General features: G+C 69.0%; 11 protein-coding genes and 2 pseudogenes. 6 read left to right on the forward strand and 7 right to left on the reverse strand.

Annotated elements, in window-relative coordinates; translation table 11 throughout:
* Positions 1-497: 497 nt before the first annotated feature.
* Together ACJ9NR_RS40125 and ACJ9NR_RS40130 are read right to left on the reverse strand one after the other, a co-directional pair.
* Positions 498-3329 (reverse strand): helix-turn-helix transcriptional regulator, encoded by a 2832-nt coding sequence (locus ACJ9NR_RS40125; RefSeq protein ID WP_412494652.1) that lies wholly within the window; start codon positions 3327-3329, stop codon positions 498-500.
* 732 nt (positions 3330-4061) lie between these two features.
* Positions 4062-4754, reverse strand: a complete 693-nt coding sequence (locus ACJ9NR_RS40130; protein WP_412494653.1) for a GntR family transcriptional regulator — start codon at positions 4752-4754, stop codon at positions 4062-4064.
* A 482-nt stretch (positions 4755-5236) separates the two neighbouring features.
* Between ACJ9NR_RS40130 and ACJ9NR_RS40135 the strand changes: the two genes are divergently transcribed.
* A complete protein-coding gene (locus ACJ9NR_RS40135) occupies positions 5237-6085 on the forward strand; it encodes an SCO6745 family protein (RefSeq protein ID WP_412494654.1) in 849 nt (282 codons plus the stop codon).
* Here the strand turns inward: ACJ9NR_RS40135 and ACJ9NR_RS40140 are convergent.
* Positions 6086-6370, reverse strand: a pseudogene (locus tag ACJ9NR_RS40140) (hypothetical protein); the annotation flags it as partial.
* Positions 6371-6454: 84 nt separating this feature from the next.
* Positions 6455-7042 carry a TetR/AcrR family transcriptional regulator gene (locus tag ACJ9NR_RS40145; RefSeq protein WP_412494655.1) on the reverse strand — a complete coding sequence of 196 codons (588 nt, stop codon included), beginning with the start codon at positions 7040-7042 and terminating at the stop codon, positions 6455-6457.
* 165 nt (positions 7043-7207) lie between these two features.
* Here ACJ9NR_RS40145 and ACJ9NR_RS40150 point away from each other — a divergent pair, with 165 nt between their 5' ends.
* Both ACJ9NR_RS40150 and ACJ9NR_RS40155 read left to right on the forward strand, forming a co-directional pair.
* The gene (locus ACJ9NR_RS40150; protein ID WP_412494656.1) at positions 7208-7777 is read left to right on the forward strand and encodes an NAD(P)H-dependent oxidoreductase; all 570 of its coding nucleotides are present in this window, start codon (positions 7208-7210) and stop codon (positions 7775-7777) included.
* Between the two features lie 325 nt (positions 7778-8102).
* Positions 8103-8750, forward strand: a complete 648-nt coding sequence (locus ACJ9NR_RS40155) for a transposase (RefSeq protein WP_412494715.1) — start codon at positions 8103-8105, stop codon at positions 8748-8750.
* A 111-nt stretch (positions 8751-8861) separates the two neighbouring features.
* Here ACJ9NR_RS40155 and ACJ9NR_RS40160 read toward each other — a convergent pair.
* Positions 8862-9278 (reverse strand): annotated as a pseudogene (locus tag ACJ9NR_RS40160) (IS110 family transposase); the annotation flags it as partial.
* Positions 9279-9381: 103 nt separating this feature from the next.
* Here ACJ9NR_RS40160 and ACJ9NR_RS40165 point away from each other — a divergent pair.
* From ACJ9NR_RS40165 to ACJ9NR_RS40175, 3 genes are all read left to right on the forward strand, one after another.
* Complete coding sequence (locus ACJ9NR_RS40165; RefSeq protein WP_412494657.1) at positions 9382-9756, forward strand: DNA methyltransferase; 375 nt, start codon at positions 9382-9384, stop codon at positions 9754-9756.
* A gap of 252 nt (positions 9757-10008) precedes the next feature.
* Entirely contained in the window at positions 10009-10629 is a 621-nt protein-coding gene (locus ACJ9NR_RS40170; RefSeq protein ID WP_412494658.1) for a hypothetical protein, read from the forward strand.
* A gap of 2 nt (positions 10630-10631) precedes the next feature.
* A complete protein-coding gene (locus ACJ9NR_RS40175) occupies positions 10632-11183 on the forward strand; it encodes a hypothetical protein (protein ID WP_412494659.1) in 552 nt (183 codons plus the stop codon).
* Positions 11184-11502: 319 nt separating this feature from the next.
* Here ACJ9NR_RS40175 and ACJ9NR_RS40180 read toward each other — a convergent pair whose 3' ends face one another.
* Both ACJ9NR_RS40180 and ACJ9NR_RS40185 read right to left on the reverse strand, forming a co-directional pair.
* Positions 11503-12621 (reverse strand): fatty acid desaturase family protein, encoded by a 1119-nt coding sequence (locus ACJ9NR_RS40180; RefSeq protein WP_412494660.1) that lies wholly within the window; start codon positions 12619-12621, stop codon positions 11503-11505.
* 7 nt (positions 12622-12628) lie between these two features.
* The gene (locus ACJ9NR_RS40185) at positions 12629-13639 is read right to left on the reverse strand and encodes a ferredoxin reductase (RefSeq protein ID WP_412494716.1); all 1011 of its coding nucleotides are present in this window, start codon (positions 13637-13639) and stop codon (positions 12629-12631) included.
* Between the last annotated feature and the right edge of the window lie 4 nt (positions 13640-13643).

The raw sequence follows: 13643 nt of genomic DNA on the forward strand, positions 1-13643 counted from the left end.
TCGTCGAAGTGATCCGACCTTAGGGCGAGCCGCGTGCCCGGGACAAGCGAATTCGCCCCCCGCGCCCGGCAGCCATGGGCACCGCATCTGGAGCGGCTCTGCCGCGACCGCGCCGGCGCCTACGCCGAGGCGGCCGACACCGCCGCACCCCAGGCCCCCCGGATCGCTCCGAAGCCGTGCTCGGCCGTTGCCCCGGGCTGGCGTCCGCAGCCGAGCTCACCAGCCCCTTCGCGGAGATGCTCACCACACTCAGCGGTACCTGCCTGCCGGAAGGGATCACCGACCGCCACCGACGTCAACGTCCCCGGCCTCACCAGCTTTGCCACCGACTGGAAGCCGGGCCCGGTCGAAGGCGCCGTGAACCGGACCAAGACCCTCAAGCGGCAGATGTCCGGCCGCGCCGGCTTCATACCCGATCCCTCTCCGCCTGGTTCTTTTCGTGCCCGAGGTGCTCGTCCATCTCCTCGCCCGGCAGGGTCTCCGGCTCCCGCCGGACCTCAGCCCGGAGCGTCGGGCCGGAAACTCCGATCTTGAAACAGTCCCACTCCGCGCAACCGCTCGGGCTGTTGTTCCGCTTGTATGAGGTTGCGCAGTTCGCGGCGTCCGGAGATGTCGAGTTTGAGGTAGATGTTGGCGAGGTGGTATTCCACGGTCTTGACGCTGACGAACAGTTCGGCGGAGATTTCCCCGTTGGTCTTGCCCATGCCGATGAGTTGCGCGATCTCTCGTTCACGTTCGGTCAGCCGGGTGGCGTGCAGGGTGGGTTGGCGGGGTGCGTGCAGGCCGCACTTCGCGAGCTCTTTCCGGCAGCGTTGGAGAACCGGGGTGGCGCCGAGGACGGCAAGGGTCGCCGCGGCGGACTGAAGGTGTTGGCCGGCGCGGCGGCGTTGCCCGGTCAGCCGCAGCAGCCGCCCGTAGGCCAGGTTGAGCATGGCCCGCTGGAACGGCGCGTCGTCGCGTGTGACCGCGGACTCGGCCGCTGTCCGGTACGTCCGAAGGGCGCGGTCGGGGACGTTCAGCCGCTCGGTCAGTTGGCCGCGCAGCCGGGACGTCTGGAGGTGGAGGTATGGCACGTCGCCGGTATCGCCGAGCCGTTGCAGCGTTTCCTCGGCCGCCGCGAGCCGGCCGGTGCCGATCTCGGCTTCGGCGAGCAGCGGGAGCCACCAGCGGGCGGTCTGGGCGTGGTCGTGGGAGGTTGGCGGGCTGTCACGAAGCCCTTCCAGGGCCCGGTACATCTCGTCGTGGTCGCCGCGTGCCTGGGCGATGACGGCCCGGCCGATCGAGGCGCACAGGTGCTCACCCCCGCCCGCCTGCGGCAGGCTCGCCTGGCGGATCAGGTCCAGTTGCCTCTCGGCATCGGGCCAGTCTCCGCGGGCGGCCGGGACCCAGATGCGGCACAGATGCTCGAACGGATCGTCATACCAGGCGTTGCCCCCGGCGGCGGCCTGGGCGTCGGCGGCCGACAAGGGCGACACGTCCCAGCGCCCGGTCAGGAAGTAGACCCATCTGGTGTAGGCCCACATCCGCCGGCCGATGATGATCGGCCGGCCCTCGCGGGCGTGCTGCTGCGCCGCCTGCAGATCGGTCAGCGCCTGGGACAGCTTGCCGTCGAGGGCCTCGATCGAGCCGCGTACCGCGATCAGCTGGGCGTTGTCGGGGCCCATCTCGAACCCGTCGACGGCGGTCTCCTCCGCTATCGCCGACAGGGCGGCGCGCGGGCCGGCCAGCACGAGGGTGGCCCAGGCGAGGACGCCGCGGGTCGCGCTGAGCGGTTCCCCGCCGAGCCGTCGCAGCGCGAGCAGCCAGTGGCACATCTCGCGTGCCGCCCGGGCATCGCCTCCGACCAGGAACACCGCGGGGATGCTGTAGCCGACGTACTCGGCGAACTCTTCCGGGTGCGGGTGAGCCGTCAGCGCACGCCGCACTCGACGGGCCAGGTCCAGCGCCTCGGCGTGGCCGCCATACGACATAGCCGATGCCAGGGCGGTGTCGCGCAGGATCCCGGAGCTGCACGCCTCGAGATCCTTGCAGAGGCTGAGCATCCGGGAGCCCTGCCCGGCCCGCATGAACGCGAAGTAGGCCAGCACCAGCAGGCGTTCCCGGTCGCCCCTCGCAGGGCTCAGATCGGCGGCCCACCGCAGGTGGGTACCGGCAATCGCGTGCTGGCCGCGGTCGGACTCGTCGTCCGCCACCGCTTCGAGCTGCTCGGCGAGGCGCGGATCGGGTGCGCCGGCGGCGGCCGCCACCCGGTGCAGCCACACGGCCGAGCCGCTGACGACCGCGGCGGCGCCGGTGTGCAGCTGTTGGCGGCGGGCCGGCGAGAGCTGGGCGTAGACGGCGTCGCGTTGCAGCGAGTGGCGGATCGCGACGGGGGTGGCCGCCTCCTTCGGACGCCATTCCACCAGACCGGCACGGAGCAGCGGTTCGAGTGCACGCGTGGCGGCCGCCGTCTCCGTCACCCCGATCAGCCCAGCGGCTACGTGCAGCGGAACCCGGGCATCGAGCACAGCCAAGGCCTCGGCCAACGCCCGAGCGGACGGCGGCAGCGCAACGAGCGCATCGCGGATCACGGCGATCAGCGAGGGCGCCGCCAGCAACGCGTCGGCCTGGCCCAGCCGTTCGAGCGGCACCTCGGCCAGCAACATGCACACGTACAGAGCGCGCCCGCCAGTAGTTGCCCACAACGTGTCGAGCACCGCGGAGCCGGGCTCTTTCGCGCCCAGCATCGCGACGGTGAGGTCGGCGATCTCGGTGCGGGTCAGCCCCTGCACGTGAATCTGGACGGCTCGTTCGTAGCGGCGAGCGAACGAACGCAGCTCCGCCTCCCGCGCATCGCCCTCCCCCGTCCGCACGGTCATCACCACCATGACCCGGTCCATCCGCAGCCGGCGCAGCGCGAACAGCAGCGCATGCAAGGAGAGCTCATCCATCCACTGCACGTCGTCGACGACGATCAACACGGGCTGCTGCTTCTCCAGATCACCGAGCAGCCCGATCAATTGGCCGCCCGCGCCGAAAGAGGTAGCGTTCTGTAGGTCTCCGGCCAGCAAGAGCGGGAACGGCCGGCGCCACTGGGGACCGACTTGGTCCAGGACCTGTCCCAACACCGCACCGGGAAGATCCACCTCGTGGGGATCCGCGGTTGCGTGAAGCCGGGTGAAGCCCTCGAGCTGCCGGCTGAAATGCCGGATCAGCGCGGTCTTCCCCATCCCCGGCTCGCCAGCGACGAGGACCAGCCACGATTCTCCCGCCGCTGTCCTGGCCGATACGTTCGAAAGTTCGGCTAGTTCCCTGTTGCGCCCGACGAAGACTCCATCATGCGTATTCATAGGGGATGTCCAGCTTCGCACGCACGAAATGTCCGAGGCTTCAAACCCTAGTGCTGCGACGACGCTTGCCGTGACCGCTGGTCAATTCGCTCATCAGTATGATTAGAATGTGTCAATTTAACGGCTGATTTTGGTCGTTGACGGTCAGATGCTGCTCGAAGTCGGACGGCGTTCGAAGACGATCTGAAACGCGGCTGAGGGGCGCCCTCGTGCGCCGCGAGGCGCTGCTGATTCGAGTGGGGGTGAGAGACCGCCACCGTCGGGCCGTCGCAGCGGTCCGGCAGGAGCTGAGGCCGGCCTGTCCGGGCAGACGCCGGGGTCGGGTGGGAGCAGTCCTGACAAAGCCAGAGCGCGGTCCTGGAGCACGCGCGCAGCCTGTTCACCCAACACGGATACACGAAGTCTCTATCCAACCGGGCGGCTTCTCCAGCCCTGGCAGTCGGCACCGGACGAGGGCGCCCTCGTCCTCCTGGCACAGATACACGGCCAGTCGATCGGCCTCAACGTCTACACCCAGGCCCTGATCGCCGGCACTCGCGAGGACATCGCAGAGCGCCGGTACCACGCCCTGAAGTTCGAGCAGCAGGTCTGAGCGGCCACCAGCTTGCTCACCACGGCCCTGGCTCCCTCTTTCATCCGGTGGGGCCGTTGCGTTCGACACGGATCGGCCGGCTCGCGGCACCGACGTGGTGAGGGGAACGCCATCAGAAGCGACCTGGCGACCCCTGGTCGCTAGGTGCCCTGGTCCGAGTCGCCGGTCAGAGCAGCCGCGGTCAAGGTGAGGTGCTGGACCAGGGCCGCGGCCGCGGTGTCGGCGTCGCGGGCCAGCGCGGCCTCCTCCAGCTCGCGGTGTTCCTTGGCACCGTCCCTGCCGGGGTTGCGGTGCGCCGACCAACGGCGGGCCAGCTCACTCGCGGTCCACAGCCGGTCGAAGGTCTCCAGCAGCGCGCGGTTGCCGCATCCCTCCAGCAACGTGCGGTGGAAGGCCCTGTGCGCCTCGGCCCAGGCGGCGGTGTAGTACTCGCCTTCCTCCGGCACGTACGCCGGAGTGCGCGCCAGACGATGGTGGGCGGCCCGCACACGGGCTTCCCACTCGACGTCGCCTCGCTCGATGGACATGCGCAGTACGACCGGTTCGACGGTCCGGCGGGCTTCCGTGATCTCCTGCCAGCGGCGATCGGAGAAGGACGGGACCGCGAAACCGCGGTTGGGCAGCCGGTCGGCGAATCCTTCGCCGACCAGCCGCACGAGCGCCTCGCGCACCACAGCCAGGCTCACGCCCTGCTCCTTGGCAAGATCCTGCGGCTTGAGGGGAGCACCGGGGGCATGGTCCCCGCGCATGATCGCGTCCCGCAGGTGTGCGAAGACGCGCTCGGAAAGCATCTGCTTCCCCGGCGGGATCGAGGAGTGCGCCGTCTGACTCATGAACCCATCCTAGACGATCCCTCGAATAATCGATTATCGATGCTATGGTCGATTCAACAGCCGATAGGGACACCCCCGTCCGGAAAGGACCGGCCCCTGTGCCTGCCGACGCCCCCTTCGCTCGCCTCCCGCAGACTGCCTCGTTCACCGTCACCGACGGCGCCGCCTGGCCGCCCGATCAGCACTCCCCCGGCCTGCCCGGTGGGCAGGACAGCGCATCGGCGCCGCCCCGCCCACCGGACACGGCCCGCACCGCTGCTTCGCCGTGGTGCACGTCTTCGACGTCCCCGTCACCGACGTCGTGACCGACTCCGAACCGGCCGTGCTCGGCTTCACCATGGCCGGTCGCACCCTCGGACCCGCCGTGTTGATCGCCGCTGCAGAAACCCCGCCCCATGAGAACGCCACCCACAACTGCCGGAGAGACCACAGCCATGCACCTCGCCCCTCTTCCCGACTCAGCGCGTACCGATGCCGACCCGATGGACCTCAAGACCGTCCGTGACGTCAGCCGCGCCGTCAGCGCCGCCCACTTGTTCATCTACCTTGTCCCCGAGACCGCCGAGGAGGCGGCCGGGCTCGGCGTGACCGACCGCGGGCCGGCGTATCTGGCCTTCCGGTCGGCCGCGATGGGCGCGGTCCCGTGGCAGGTCACGCTCGCGGCCTTCTACAACTTCAGCCCACGGGCCGTGAGGGCCATGGCAGGGGTGTGGGACGCCGCGCCGCCCGAGCGGTGGCAGACCGCCCGCTTCCTGGCCGCCGGCCGGGCGATGCGGCGCGTCGACGCACACCTCACGGACGACCACCTCGCCGAGGCGCGCTCACTGATCGACCCGGTCATCGCCGGTGCCGACTACGCCGGCAAGGTGCTCGCTGCCGCGAACGCCTCGGTCACGCTTCCCTCCGACCCGCTTGTCGCCCTGTGGCAGCAGATCACGGTGGCGCGCGAGTGGCGCGGCGACGCTCATCTCGTCGTACTCGCCGACAACGGCCTCGGGCCATGCGACTGCCTCGTCCTGCACACCGCGACCGGCCGCCTCCCGACCGCTCTCGCGCGAGCGACCCGGCAGTGGGAGGAGCAGGAGTGGGACGCGGCGACGGCACGCCTCGTCGCGCGCGGCTGGCTCGACTCCCGCGGCGTGATCACCAGTGCCGGCAGCGCGGCACGCGAGCGCATCGAAGCGGAAACGGACGAGCACTGCGCCGCCTTGTGGGGGCCGATCGGCACGGCGGGCGCCCGCCGCTTCGCCTCGCTCATCGCGCCGATCACCCACGCGTTCACCGCGGCGGGGACGTTCCAGGCCGTTCACGGACAGCCGGATCTCGCATAATCAGTCCGATAGGCGAGCAAGATCGATCCTGATAGTGGGGCGGGCTACCGCCTGAGACTTGTCTGGCACGAAAGTCCGGACCCATGACGGGGTCAGCGGCCTGGTGGCGTGGAGTGCAGCGGGGTGCCGGGTGGGCGGGACGGAATTCACCACCGTGCCCCGGTGTTCCTGGGCGGCGATGGCGACGAGGAACGCACGGGCGAGCATGGCGAGGGTGATGTGCCGACACCGGCCGGTCCAGCGGCGGACCTCGTAGTCGTCGAGGCCGGACTCGTTGATCGCGGCTCGAAGTATTCCTCGCTCTTCCGCCGGCACCCGCCGATGACCACCCGCTGCCACTCGGACAAGATCCGGTTCGCCGCAATGCGCTCAGGGGCGGCCAGGCTCCTCGCAGGCAGTCCAGATGAGGCGACGGGCGAGTTCGCCGGTGCGTTGGGCGGGACCCTGAGGGCCGAGGACGCTGGCAGTGACATAGACGCCATTGAGGAGGAGCACTAGGTCATCGGCGAGCTCCTCGGGGCGGCGAGCGCAGGCGTCGGCTGCCAGGTCACGCATCCAGTCGCGGACCCGCTGCTCGTGGGTGACGGCCACACGGTTTGCGGGGTGTTCCGAATCCGGGAACTCCGCATGGGTGTTGAGCATGGGGCAGCCGCGGAAGGTGGGCAGTCCCGTCTCCTCGATGACGGCCCTGAAGATTGCGAGGAGTTTCTCACGCGGGTCGTCGACCTCGTCGGTGGCCTGGCGCATACGCGCAAACCAGGCGTCGGCGCGGTCCTGTGTGAAAGCGCTGGCTAGTGCATCTTTGGTGGGGAACTGCCGATAGACGGTGGCGTTGCCGACCTGACTCTCTTTCACGACCAGGTCCATACCGACAGCGCGGATGCCGCGCTGGTAGTACAGCCGGCTCGCCACGGCTAGGACGTGGCGCCGGTTCTCCTCGGCTGTCTTGCGAGCCACAGGGGCGCTCCTTCTGCTTGTTGCGCGTCGCATGGCAGTCGACGCGGCCCGGTGAGCCCTTTCGCGGTACGGCGGGCACGCACACAGTTTGACAGACGGATCGTTCCGTCACAAAGTTTGTGACGGAACGATCCGTCTAAACCTCGTCGTAGCCAAGGATCCCTGATGAACCACCCCAGCCTCCACTCCACGTCCTCAGCCAGGCCGCCCTCTCCGAGCACCCTGGTTGCCGTCGCCCACCCTGACCTGGGTTCCTCGCGGGTCAACGCCCATCTGGTGACGGCGGTGAGCGATCTTGCACACGTCACCGTCCATGAGATCGTCCCTCCCTACCCCGATGGCCGCTTCGACGTCGCCCGTGAGCAGCAACTGCTGCGCGACCACGCCAGGATTGTGTGGCAGTTCCCCTGGTACTGGTACTCCATCCCCGCCGTGCTCAAGGCGTGGATCGACCAGGTCCTCACTCACGGCTTCGCCTACGGCAGCGGAAGCACCGCGCTGCGCGGCAAGACCCTCCAGCTGGTCACCTCCACAGGAGGGCCCGCAGCGTCGTACGCCTCCGTCAATCCCACCTCCCATTTCTCGATGAACCAGCTGCTGGCGCCCATCGAAGCCACCGCTCGCCTGGTCGGCATGCGCCTCGCCGAGCCTCTGGTTCTGCACGGCACCCGCACCATCTCCGACGAGGACCTCGCCGTGCACGCCAAGCGCTACCGCGAGCTCCTGTCTTCCTGATCCTGTCCAGACAGCCATTGCGAACATCCGTTGAGCTTGTCCTACCTTCCAAGCGTGGGTCTGAGTCGATCATTCGCGAGATCGGCGGACCCGGGGGTTCCGGGTATGACTGTGAGCTTGTCGCCGTTGGATGGCTCAAAGAACGTGGCCGCCCGGAGCCCCGCGACGACTCGACCGCCGATTGGGATGGGCGACTTGATCGCTGTGTAGGACGACATCAACGAGGTCCTCTGCGGGGCCGTGTGTGACGACGAGCCGACGGAGGTGGCCCGTGCCCCAAATCTGGGCCGGCGTGGACACCGGCAAAGAACACCACCACTGCGTGGTGGTCGACGAACGGGGCGAACGCCTCCTCTCGCGCCGAGTCTTCAACGATGAACCGGCCCTGCTGACTCTGATCGCAGACATCCTCGGACTGTCCGAGGACGCCCTGTGGGCGGTGGACCAGCGGGCGAGTCGGATCGGGTCCCGGCCGAAGGACCGCAGGATGAGGAGCTCCGCAACGCTTGCCGAGACAGCCGTCGAGGCGGCCCGAGCCCAGCACACCGCGCTGTCCGGAGAGACACTCGCCGCCGCCATGGTCGCCCGCATCGCCAAGGGCGTGCTGGCCCTCGATGAGGAGATCGCCGCACTCGACGCGCTCATCGAGGCCCGGTTCAACGAGCCCCGACACGCAACAGTGATCCGGAGCCTGCCCGGCATGGGCGCCCTTCTCGGCGCGGAGTTCATCGCCGCCACCGGCGGAGATTTCGACGCCTTCGGCTCGGCCGACCGGCTGGCGTCCTTCGCCGGCCTCTCACCCGTGCCGCGGGACTCCGGCCGTACTCGATCAGCCCCAGTGCCAGGTCGCGGACGACGTTCGCGATCGCGTCCTCGCCGGGCAGACGCGTGTGCTGCCGATCCGCCGCGTCGACGGCAGCACCGGCAAGCGTATCGACTCTGCGGACCTTGCGGCGACGCAGCCACGGTGTGAGCCGCTTGCGGTAAACGCCGCAGGCCAGCAGGGGCCCGGTAGCCCGACAGCAGCACCAGCGGGCCGGTGTTCGTGAGCTCCCAGCGCGTGTTCCAGGGCGGGAAAGACGCTCAGCACCTGCGCGTGCAGGCGGTTGGTCTTCCGGGTCCGCTCCTTGACCAGATCGGCCTGCCGGCCGGTCATGACCCGTGGTCCGGCGGCCAGTTCACTCCCGGGAGTGAGAACGTGCAGGTCACGGCCCATGCAAGCCTGATCGTCGATGGCCCGGGCGTCCTTCGCATCGGATTTCCCCGGGCCGCAGAAGCCGGCGGAGGCATGGTTCACCACGGGGCCGGGCAGATAGACGATCGTCTGCCCATGGCTGAGCAGGACGTTGACGAGCAGGGATGCCATGCCTTCGGCGACGTCCACGGCCCGGACGACGCCCTCACCCAGCTTCAGGACGTCGCTGATGAGGTCCTGCAGTTCCGGCTCCTCGTTGACCACTTTCCACGAGAACGGGACCCCGCCCTCGGCGTCCAGGACGACAGTGTGACGGTGGCCCTGCCGCTATCGGTACCCGACCAGTGCCAGGCCATGGGGCTGCGCCGGCAGGTCGGTGCACTCCGTGTATCCGGACGACCCCGCCAGCATGATCCTACTCGGCGATACCATCACCCACCCCCAGCCGGGCCACCTGCGCCAGCAGTGCGAGTTCATCGTCGGGAGCAGCAACGACGCCATGACCCCGGGCAACCAGTCCGTCTACCTGCTCGGACACCTCACCGGCAACCCGCCCCGCGGCAACGCCCGCCAGCACATCACGCAGAAGCCCGTCGAGGTCAAGCAGCAGCTGCTGCGCATCGTCCCCGCAGGCGGCACCATGATGGACCCGTTCACGGGCTCCGGCACCACCGGCGCCGCCGCGCTCCACGAGGACCGGTCGTTCGTCGAGATCGCGCAGTCCGCCACCTACGCCCAGACCGTACGGGGCCGGCTCACCGTGATCGCCCTGCACACCGCATGACCTCCTGCAGCCCGGTGCGCCGGGTTGGGGCCGGACGGCCCTACCGGCCTCCAGGCACTTCCATATGCTCAAAGAACCCCCGCCGCGGTTCCCCCGTCGCGGCGGGACCCTGCTGCCCCCTTGCGGACACTCGGCGCCTGATAGGCGGCCGTTCAACACGATCGGGTGAATCACTCCGACCTGAGGCAACCACACGCCACCTTTACAAGTCGCACACCTTGCATCCAGCAACGTCTGACTCCTGGGGGGACCATGAGCCACCAGCAGCACCCACCACAGCAGCCCGGCTGGGGAGGCCCACAGCAGCCCTACGGCCAGCCGCCGATCCCGCCGCAGCCCCCGAAGAAGAGAGGGGTGGGCAAGATCCTCGGCTTCGGCTGCCTCGGCTTCCTCGCCGTCATCGTCCTCTTCGGCATCATCGCGGCGCTCGCCAGCGGCGGCTCCAAGTCCAAGGAGAGCAGCTCATCCGACGTCAAGGCCACCGATTCCCCGTCGAAGAGCGCGAAGCCGGCCGCTGCCGGCACAGCCAAGAGCAGCGAGAAGAACACACACGGCACAACGAAGCCGGCCAAGAAGGTCGTCACCTTCAAGGTCTGGGGCACGGCCCCCGCCGGCGCCCTCGGTGGCCTGGACATCGGCTACGGCTCCGACTCCGACACCCGCAAGGGCACCTTCAAGAACGGCAAGTTCGAGGCCACACTGCCTTTCAACAGCGACGCGATGTACTACAACGTGAACGCGCAGCTGCAGGGCTCCGGGGACATCAACTGCTCGGTCACCGTCAACGGGCACACGAAGAAGGGCCACGCGTCCGGCGGCTACAACATCTGCGACGCGCAGCTGAGTTCGGGCCTGTTCGGCAACTGGGAGTGACCATGGCCGACCCGGCGCCACCCGTGCCCGACTCCCCGCCGCCCCCACCGGGACCGAAGAAGTCCCGCACCAACCTCGTCATCATCGGCTCAGCCGCCGCCGTGATCGTCGCCATCATCGGCACCGGCCTCGTGGTCGTGCAGTCCCGCGACGACGGCAACAAGCCGGCCACCGCCGCTTCACCGAGCGCCTTGAGCGAGGACGCTGTGACCGACGCCGCGGAAGACTCGCCCACGCCGACGTATGACGATGTCACCGCCGACAGCTTCACGATCGAGCTCAAGACCACCGCGCGGCAGTGCTTCGGGTCTGCGGGCTGCAATGTGACGGTCGAGCCGGACTTGGCGTACCTGGGTGACAGCGCGAACGTCGACCCGGACGCCGTCTACGACATCACCTACGAGATCCACGGCGATGAGTCCGGCCCGGTCATCGAGACAGCCGAACTGTCGGACCGGACGAGCCTGAACTACACGCCGTCACTGATCAGCACAGCTTCGTCGAACACAAAGGTTTCCGTGAAGATCACCGACGTGACCGTAGAGGGCGGCTGACGCCTCGTAGCCAAGCACAGACGGCTCCGTCCCGAAGGGCGGGGCCAGCTGTGTGCGCGGGCTCAGCGGCAGAGCGGCCGCCAGCACTGCTGGAGGATCTGCCTGCCGCTGGCTTCGGCCGCGCCTTCGTCGATGACGATCAGCTGCTGCATGGCTCGAATCCACATGGGCGGAGCGGTGATGAGCGGTCCCACGCAGCAGTAGTGCGCTCGCGCCGGGGCGGCATCCGATGTGTCCGAGGCCGCATGCTGCGCAAGGCATCTCATCGAAGTCGGCGGTGCCGCCGGCCGGGCCGAGAGATCTGGAGGAATACCGCACATCAGGCGGCGACAAGCTCCTGCTCGCGCTCCGGCGTCCTGACCGCGGGCCTCGTGTCCGGCAGCGAGAGACGGAAGACCTTGCGCCACGCGGAGAACACCTGCTTGGGCAGCGGGCCGGTGACGTATTTCAGCTCGTACTTCTCGAACAGCGCGCGCACCTTCACCGCGACCTCGGCGTACCGGTTGCTCGGCAGGTCCGGGAACAGATGGTGCTCGATCTGGTGCGAGAGGTTGCCGGTCATGAAGTGCATGGCCCTGCTGCCGCTGATGTTCGCCGAGCCCATCATCTGGCGCAGGTACCACTGGCCGCGCGTCTCGCCGTCGATCGACCGGCGCTCGAAGACCTGCACGCCCTCGGGAAAGTGCCCGCACATGATCACCGAGTGGGACCAGATGTTGCGGACCACGTTCGCGGTGAACGTGGCGGCGAGCGTGGGAAGGAACGACGGGCCCGACAGCAGCGGGTGGATCACGTAGTCCTTGAGCACCTGCTTGCGGATCTTGCGGCCCACGGCCTTCGCCCGCGCGCGGAACTCGGGGCTCTTGCGGCGGCGCTTGTTCAGGTTCTTGCCGAGCTCCAGGTCGTAGGCCGCGATGCCGTACTCGAAGAAGCAGGCGTTGATGAAGTTCCACAGCGGCTGGCCGAGGTGGACCGGGTGCCACTTCTGGTCCTCGTCGACGCGCATGATGCCGTAGCCGAGGTCGTTGTCCTTGCCGAGCACGTTGGTGTAGGTGTGGTGCAGCTCGTTGTGCGAGTGCTTCCACTGGTCGGCCGGTGAGACGTGATCCCAGTCCCAGGTGGTGGAGTGGATCTTGGGGTCCCGCATCCAGTCCCACTGGCCGTGCAGGACGTTGTGGCCGATCTCCATGTTGTCCATGATCTTCGCCACGGACAGGCCTGCGGTGCCCAGCAGCCAGGCGGGCGGGAAGATCGAGAACAGCAGCACGCCCCTGCTGACCAGCTCGAGCTTGCGCTGCGACGAGATGACCTTGCGGATGTAGGCGGCGTCTTTCTCGCCGCGGCCGGCGATCACCTCGTCGCGGATCGCGTCCAGTTCGCGGCCGAGTTCCTCGATCTGCTCCGCGGTCAGGTGGGCGGTGGGGTCGATGGCGGTCAAGGTGTTCCTACCGTTCGATGTCGCAGGGGCCCGCCGCGGCGGACACGCAGGTCTGGATGAGGACGCCCGGCTCGGCCTCGGTGATCTCGCCGGTGCGCAGGTCACGGACGGCGCCCGTCTTGAGCGGCGTGACGCAGCCGTAGCAGATGCCCATGCGGCACCCGGAGGGCATGAGCACGCCGGCCTCCTCGCCGATGTCCAGCAACGGCGTGGCGCCGTCCGCGTCGACGGTCTTGCCGGTGGCGCTGAACGTGACCTCGCCGCCGTCGCCGGCGACGACGACGCCGGGGCGGAAGCGTTCGGTGTGCAGGCGCTCCGGTACGCCGTGCTCGCTCCAGTGCTTTTCGGCGGCGTCGAGCAGACCCGCGGGCCCGCACGCCCAGGTCTCGCGCTCGGCCCAGTCGGGCACGAGTTCGTCGAGACGGGCGATGTCCAGCATGCCGTCGGTGTCGGTGTGCACCTCGGTGAGCCGCAGCTTCCCCTCCGCGACCAGGTCGTGCAGTTCGCTGCGGAAGATCACGTCGCGCGGCTGTGGCGCACAGTGGACCATGACGACGTCGTCGAACTCGGTGTCGCGCAGCATGCCCATCACGGGCGTGATGCCGCTGCCGGCCGTCAGGTAGAGCACCTTGGCGGGCGTGGCCCGCGGCAGCACGAAGTCACCGGCCGCCTGGTCGAGCTGGATCAGCGTGCCCGGTTTCGCCCTGCGGACCAGGTGGTTGCTGACCTTGCCGTCCGCAATCGCCTTCACGGTGATCGTGACGCGGCCGTCCGGGCGGTTCGCCGGCGAGGTGATGGAGTAGGCGCGCCACAGGCGCACCCCGTCGACGTCGACCCCGATCCGCACGTACTGACCGGCCGTGTGGCCGTGCCAGCCCCGCCCCGGTCTGATCACGATGGTCGCGGCGTCCGGCGTCTCGGGGTGCACGGCCTCGATCCGCCCCCGCAGGTCGGCGCCCGCCCGCAGCGGGCTGACCAGGTCGAGGTAGTCCGACGGCAGCAGCGGCGTCGTGACCATCTCC

This window comes from Streptomyces sediminimaris (assembly GCF_047049295.1).
Lineage (GTDB): Bacteria > Actinomycetota > Actinomycetes > Streptomycetales > Streptomycetaceae > Streptomyces > Streptomyces sediminimaris.

Excerpts from the sequence above, each read along its gene's own strand:
- ACJ9NR_RS40130 (WP_412494653.1), bottom strand. The coding sequence starts at position 4,754 with ATGAGTCAGACGGCGCACTCCTCGATCCCGCCGGGGAAGCAGATGCTT.
- ACJ9NR_RS40125 (WP_412494652.1), bottom strand. The coding sequence starts at position 3,329 with ATGAATACGCATGATGGAGTCTTCGTCGGGCGCAACAGGGAACTAGCC.
- ACJ9NR_RS40170 (WP_412494658.1), top strand. The coding sequence starts at position 10,009 with ATGAGCCACCAGCAGCACCCACCACAGCAGCCCGGCTGGGGAGGCCCA.
- ACJ9NR_RS40165 (WP_412494657.1), top strand. The coding sequence starts at position 9,382 with ATGATCCTACTCGGCGATACCATCACCCACCCCCAGCCGGGCCACCTG.
- ACJ9NR_RS40175 (WP_412494659.1), top strand. The coding sequence starts at position 10,632 with ATGGCCGACCCGGCGCCACCCGTGCCCGACTCCCCGCCGCCCCCACCG.
- ACJ9NR_RS40185 (WP_412494716.1), bottom strand. The coding sequence starts at position 13,639 with ATGGTCACGACGCCGCTGCTGCCGTCGGACTACCTCGACCTGGTCAGC.
- ACJ9NR_RS40150 (WP_412494656.1), top strand. The coding sequence starts at position 7,208 with ATGAACCACCCCAGCCTCCACTCCACGTCCTCAGCCAGGCCGCCCTCT.
- ACJ9NR_RS40135 (WP_412494654.1), top strand. The coding sequence starts at position 5,237 with ATGGACCTCAAGACCGTCCGTGACGTCAGCCGCGCCGTCAGCGCCGCC.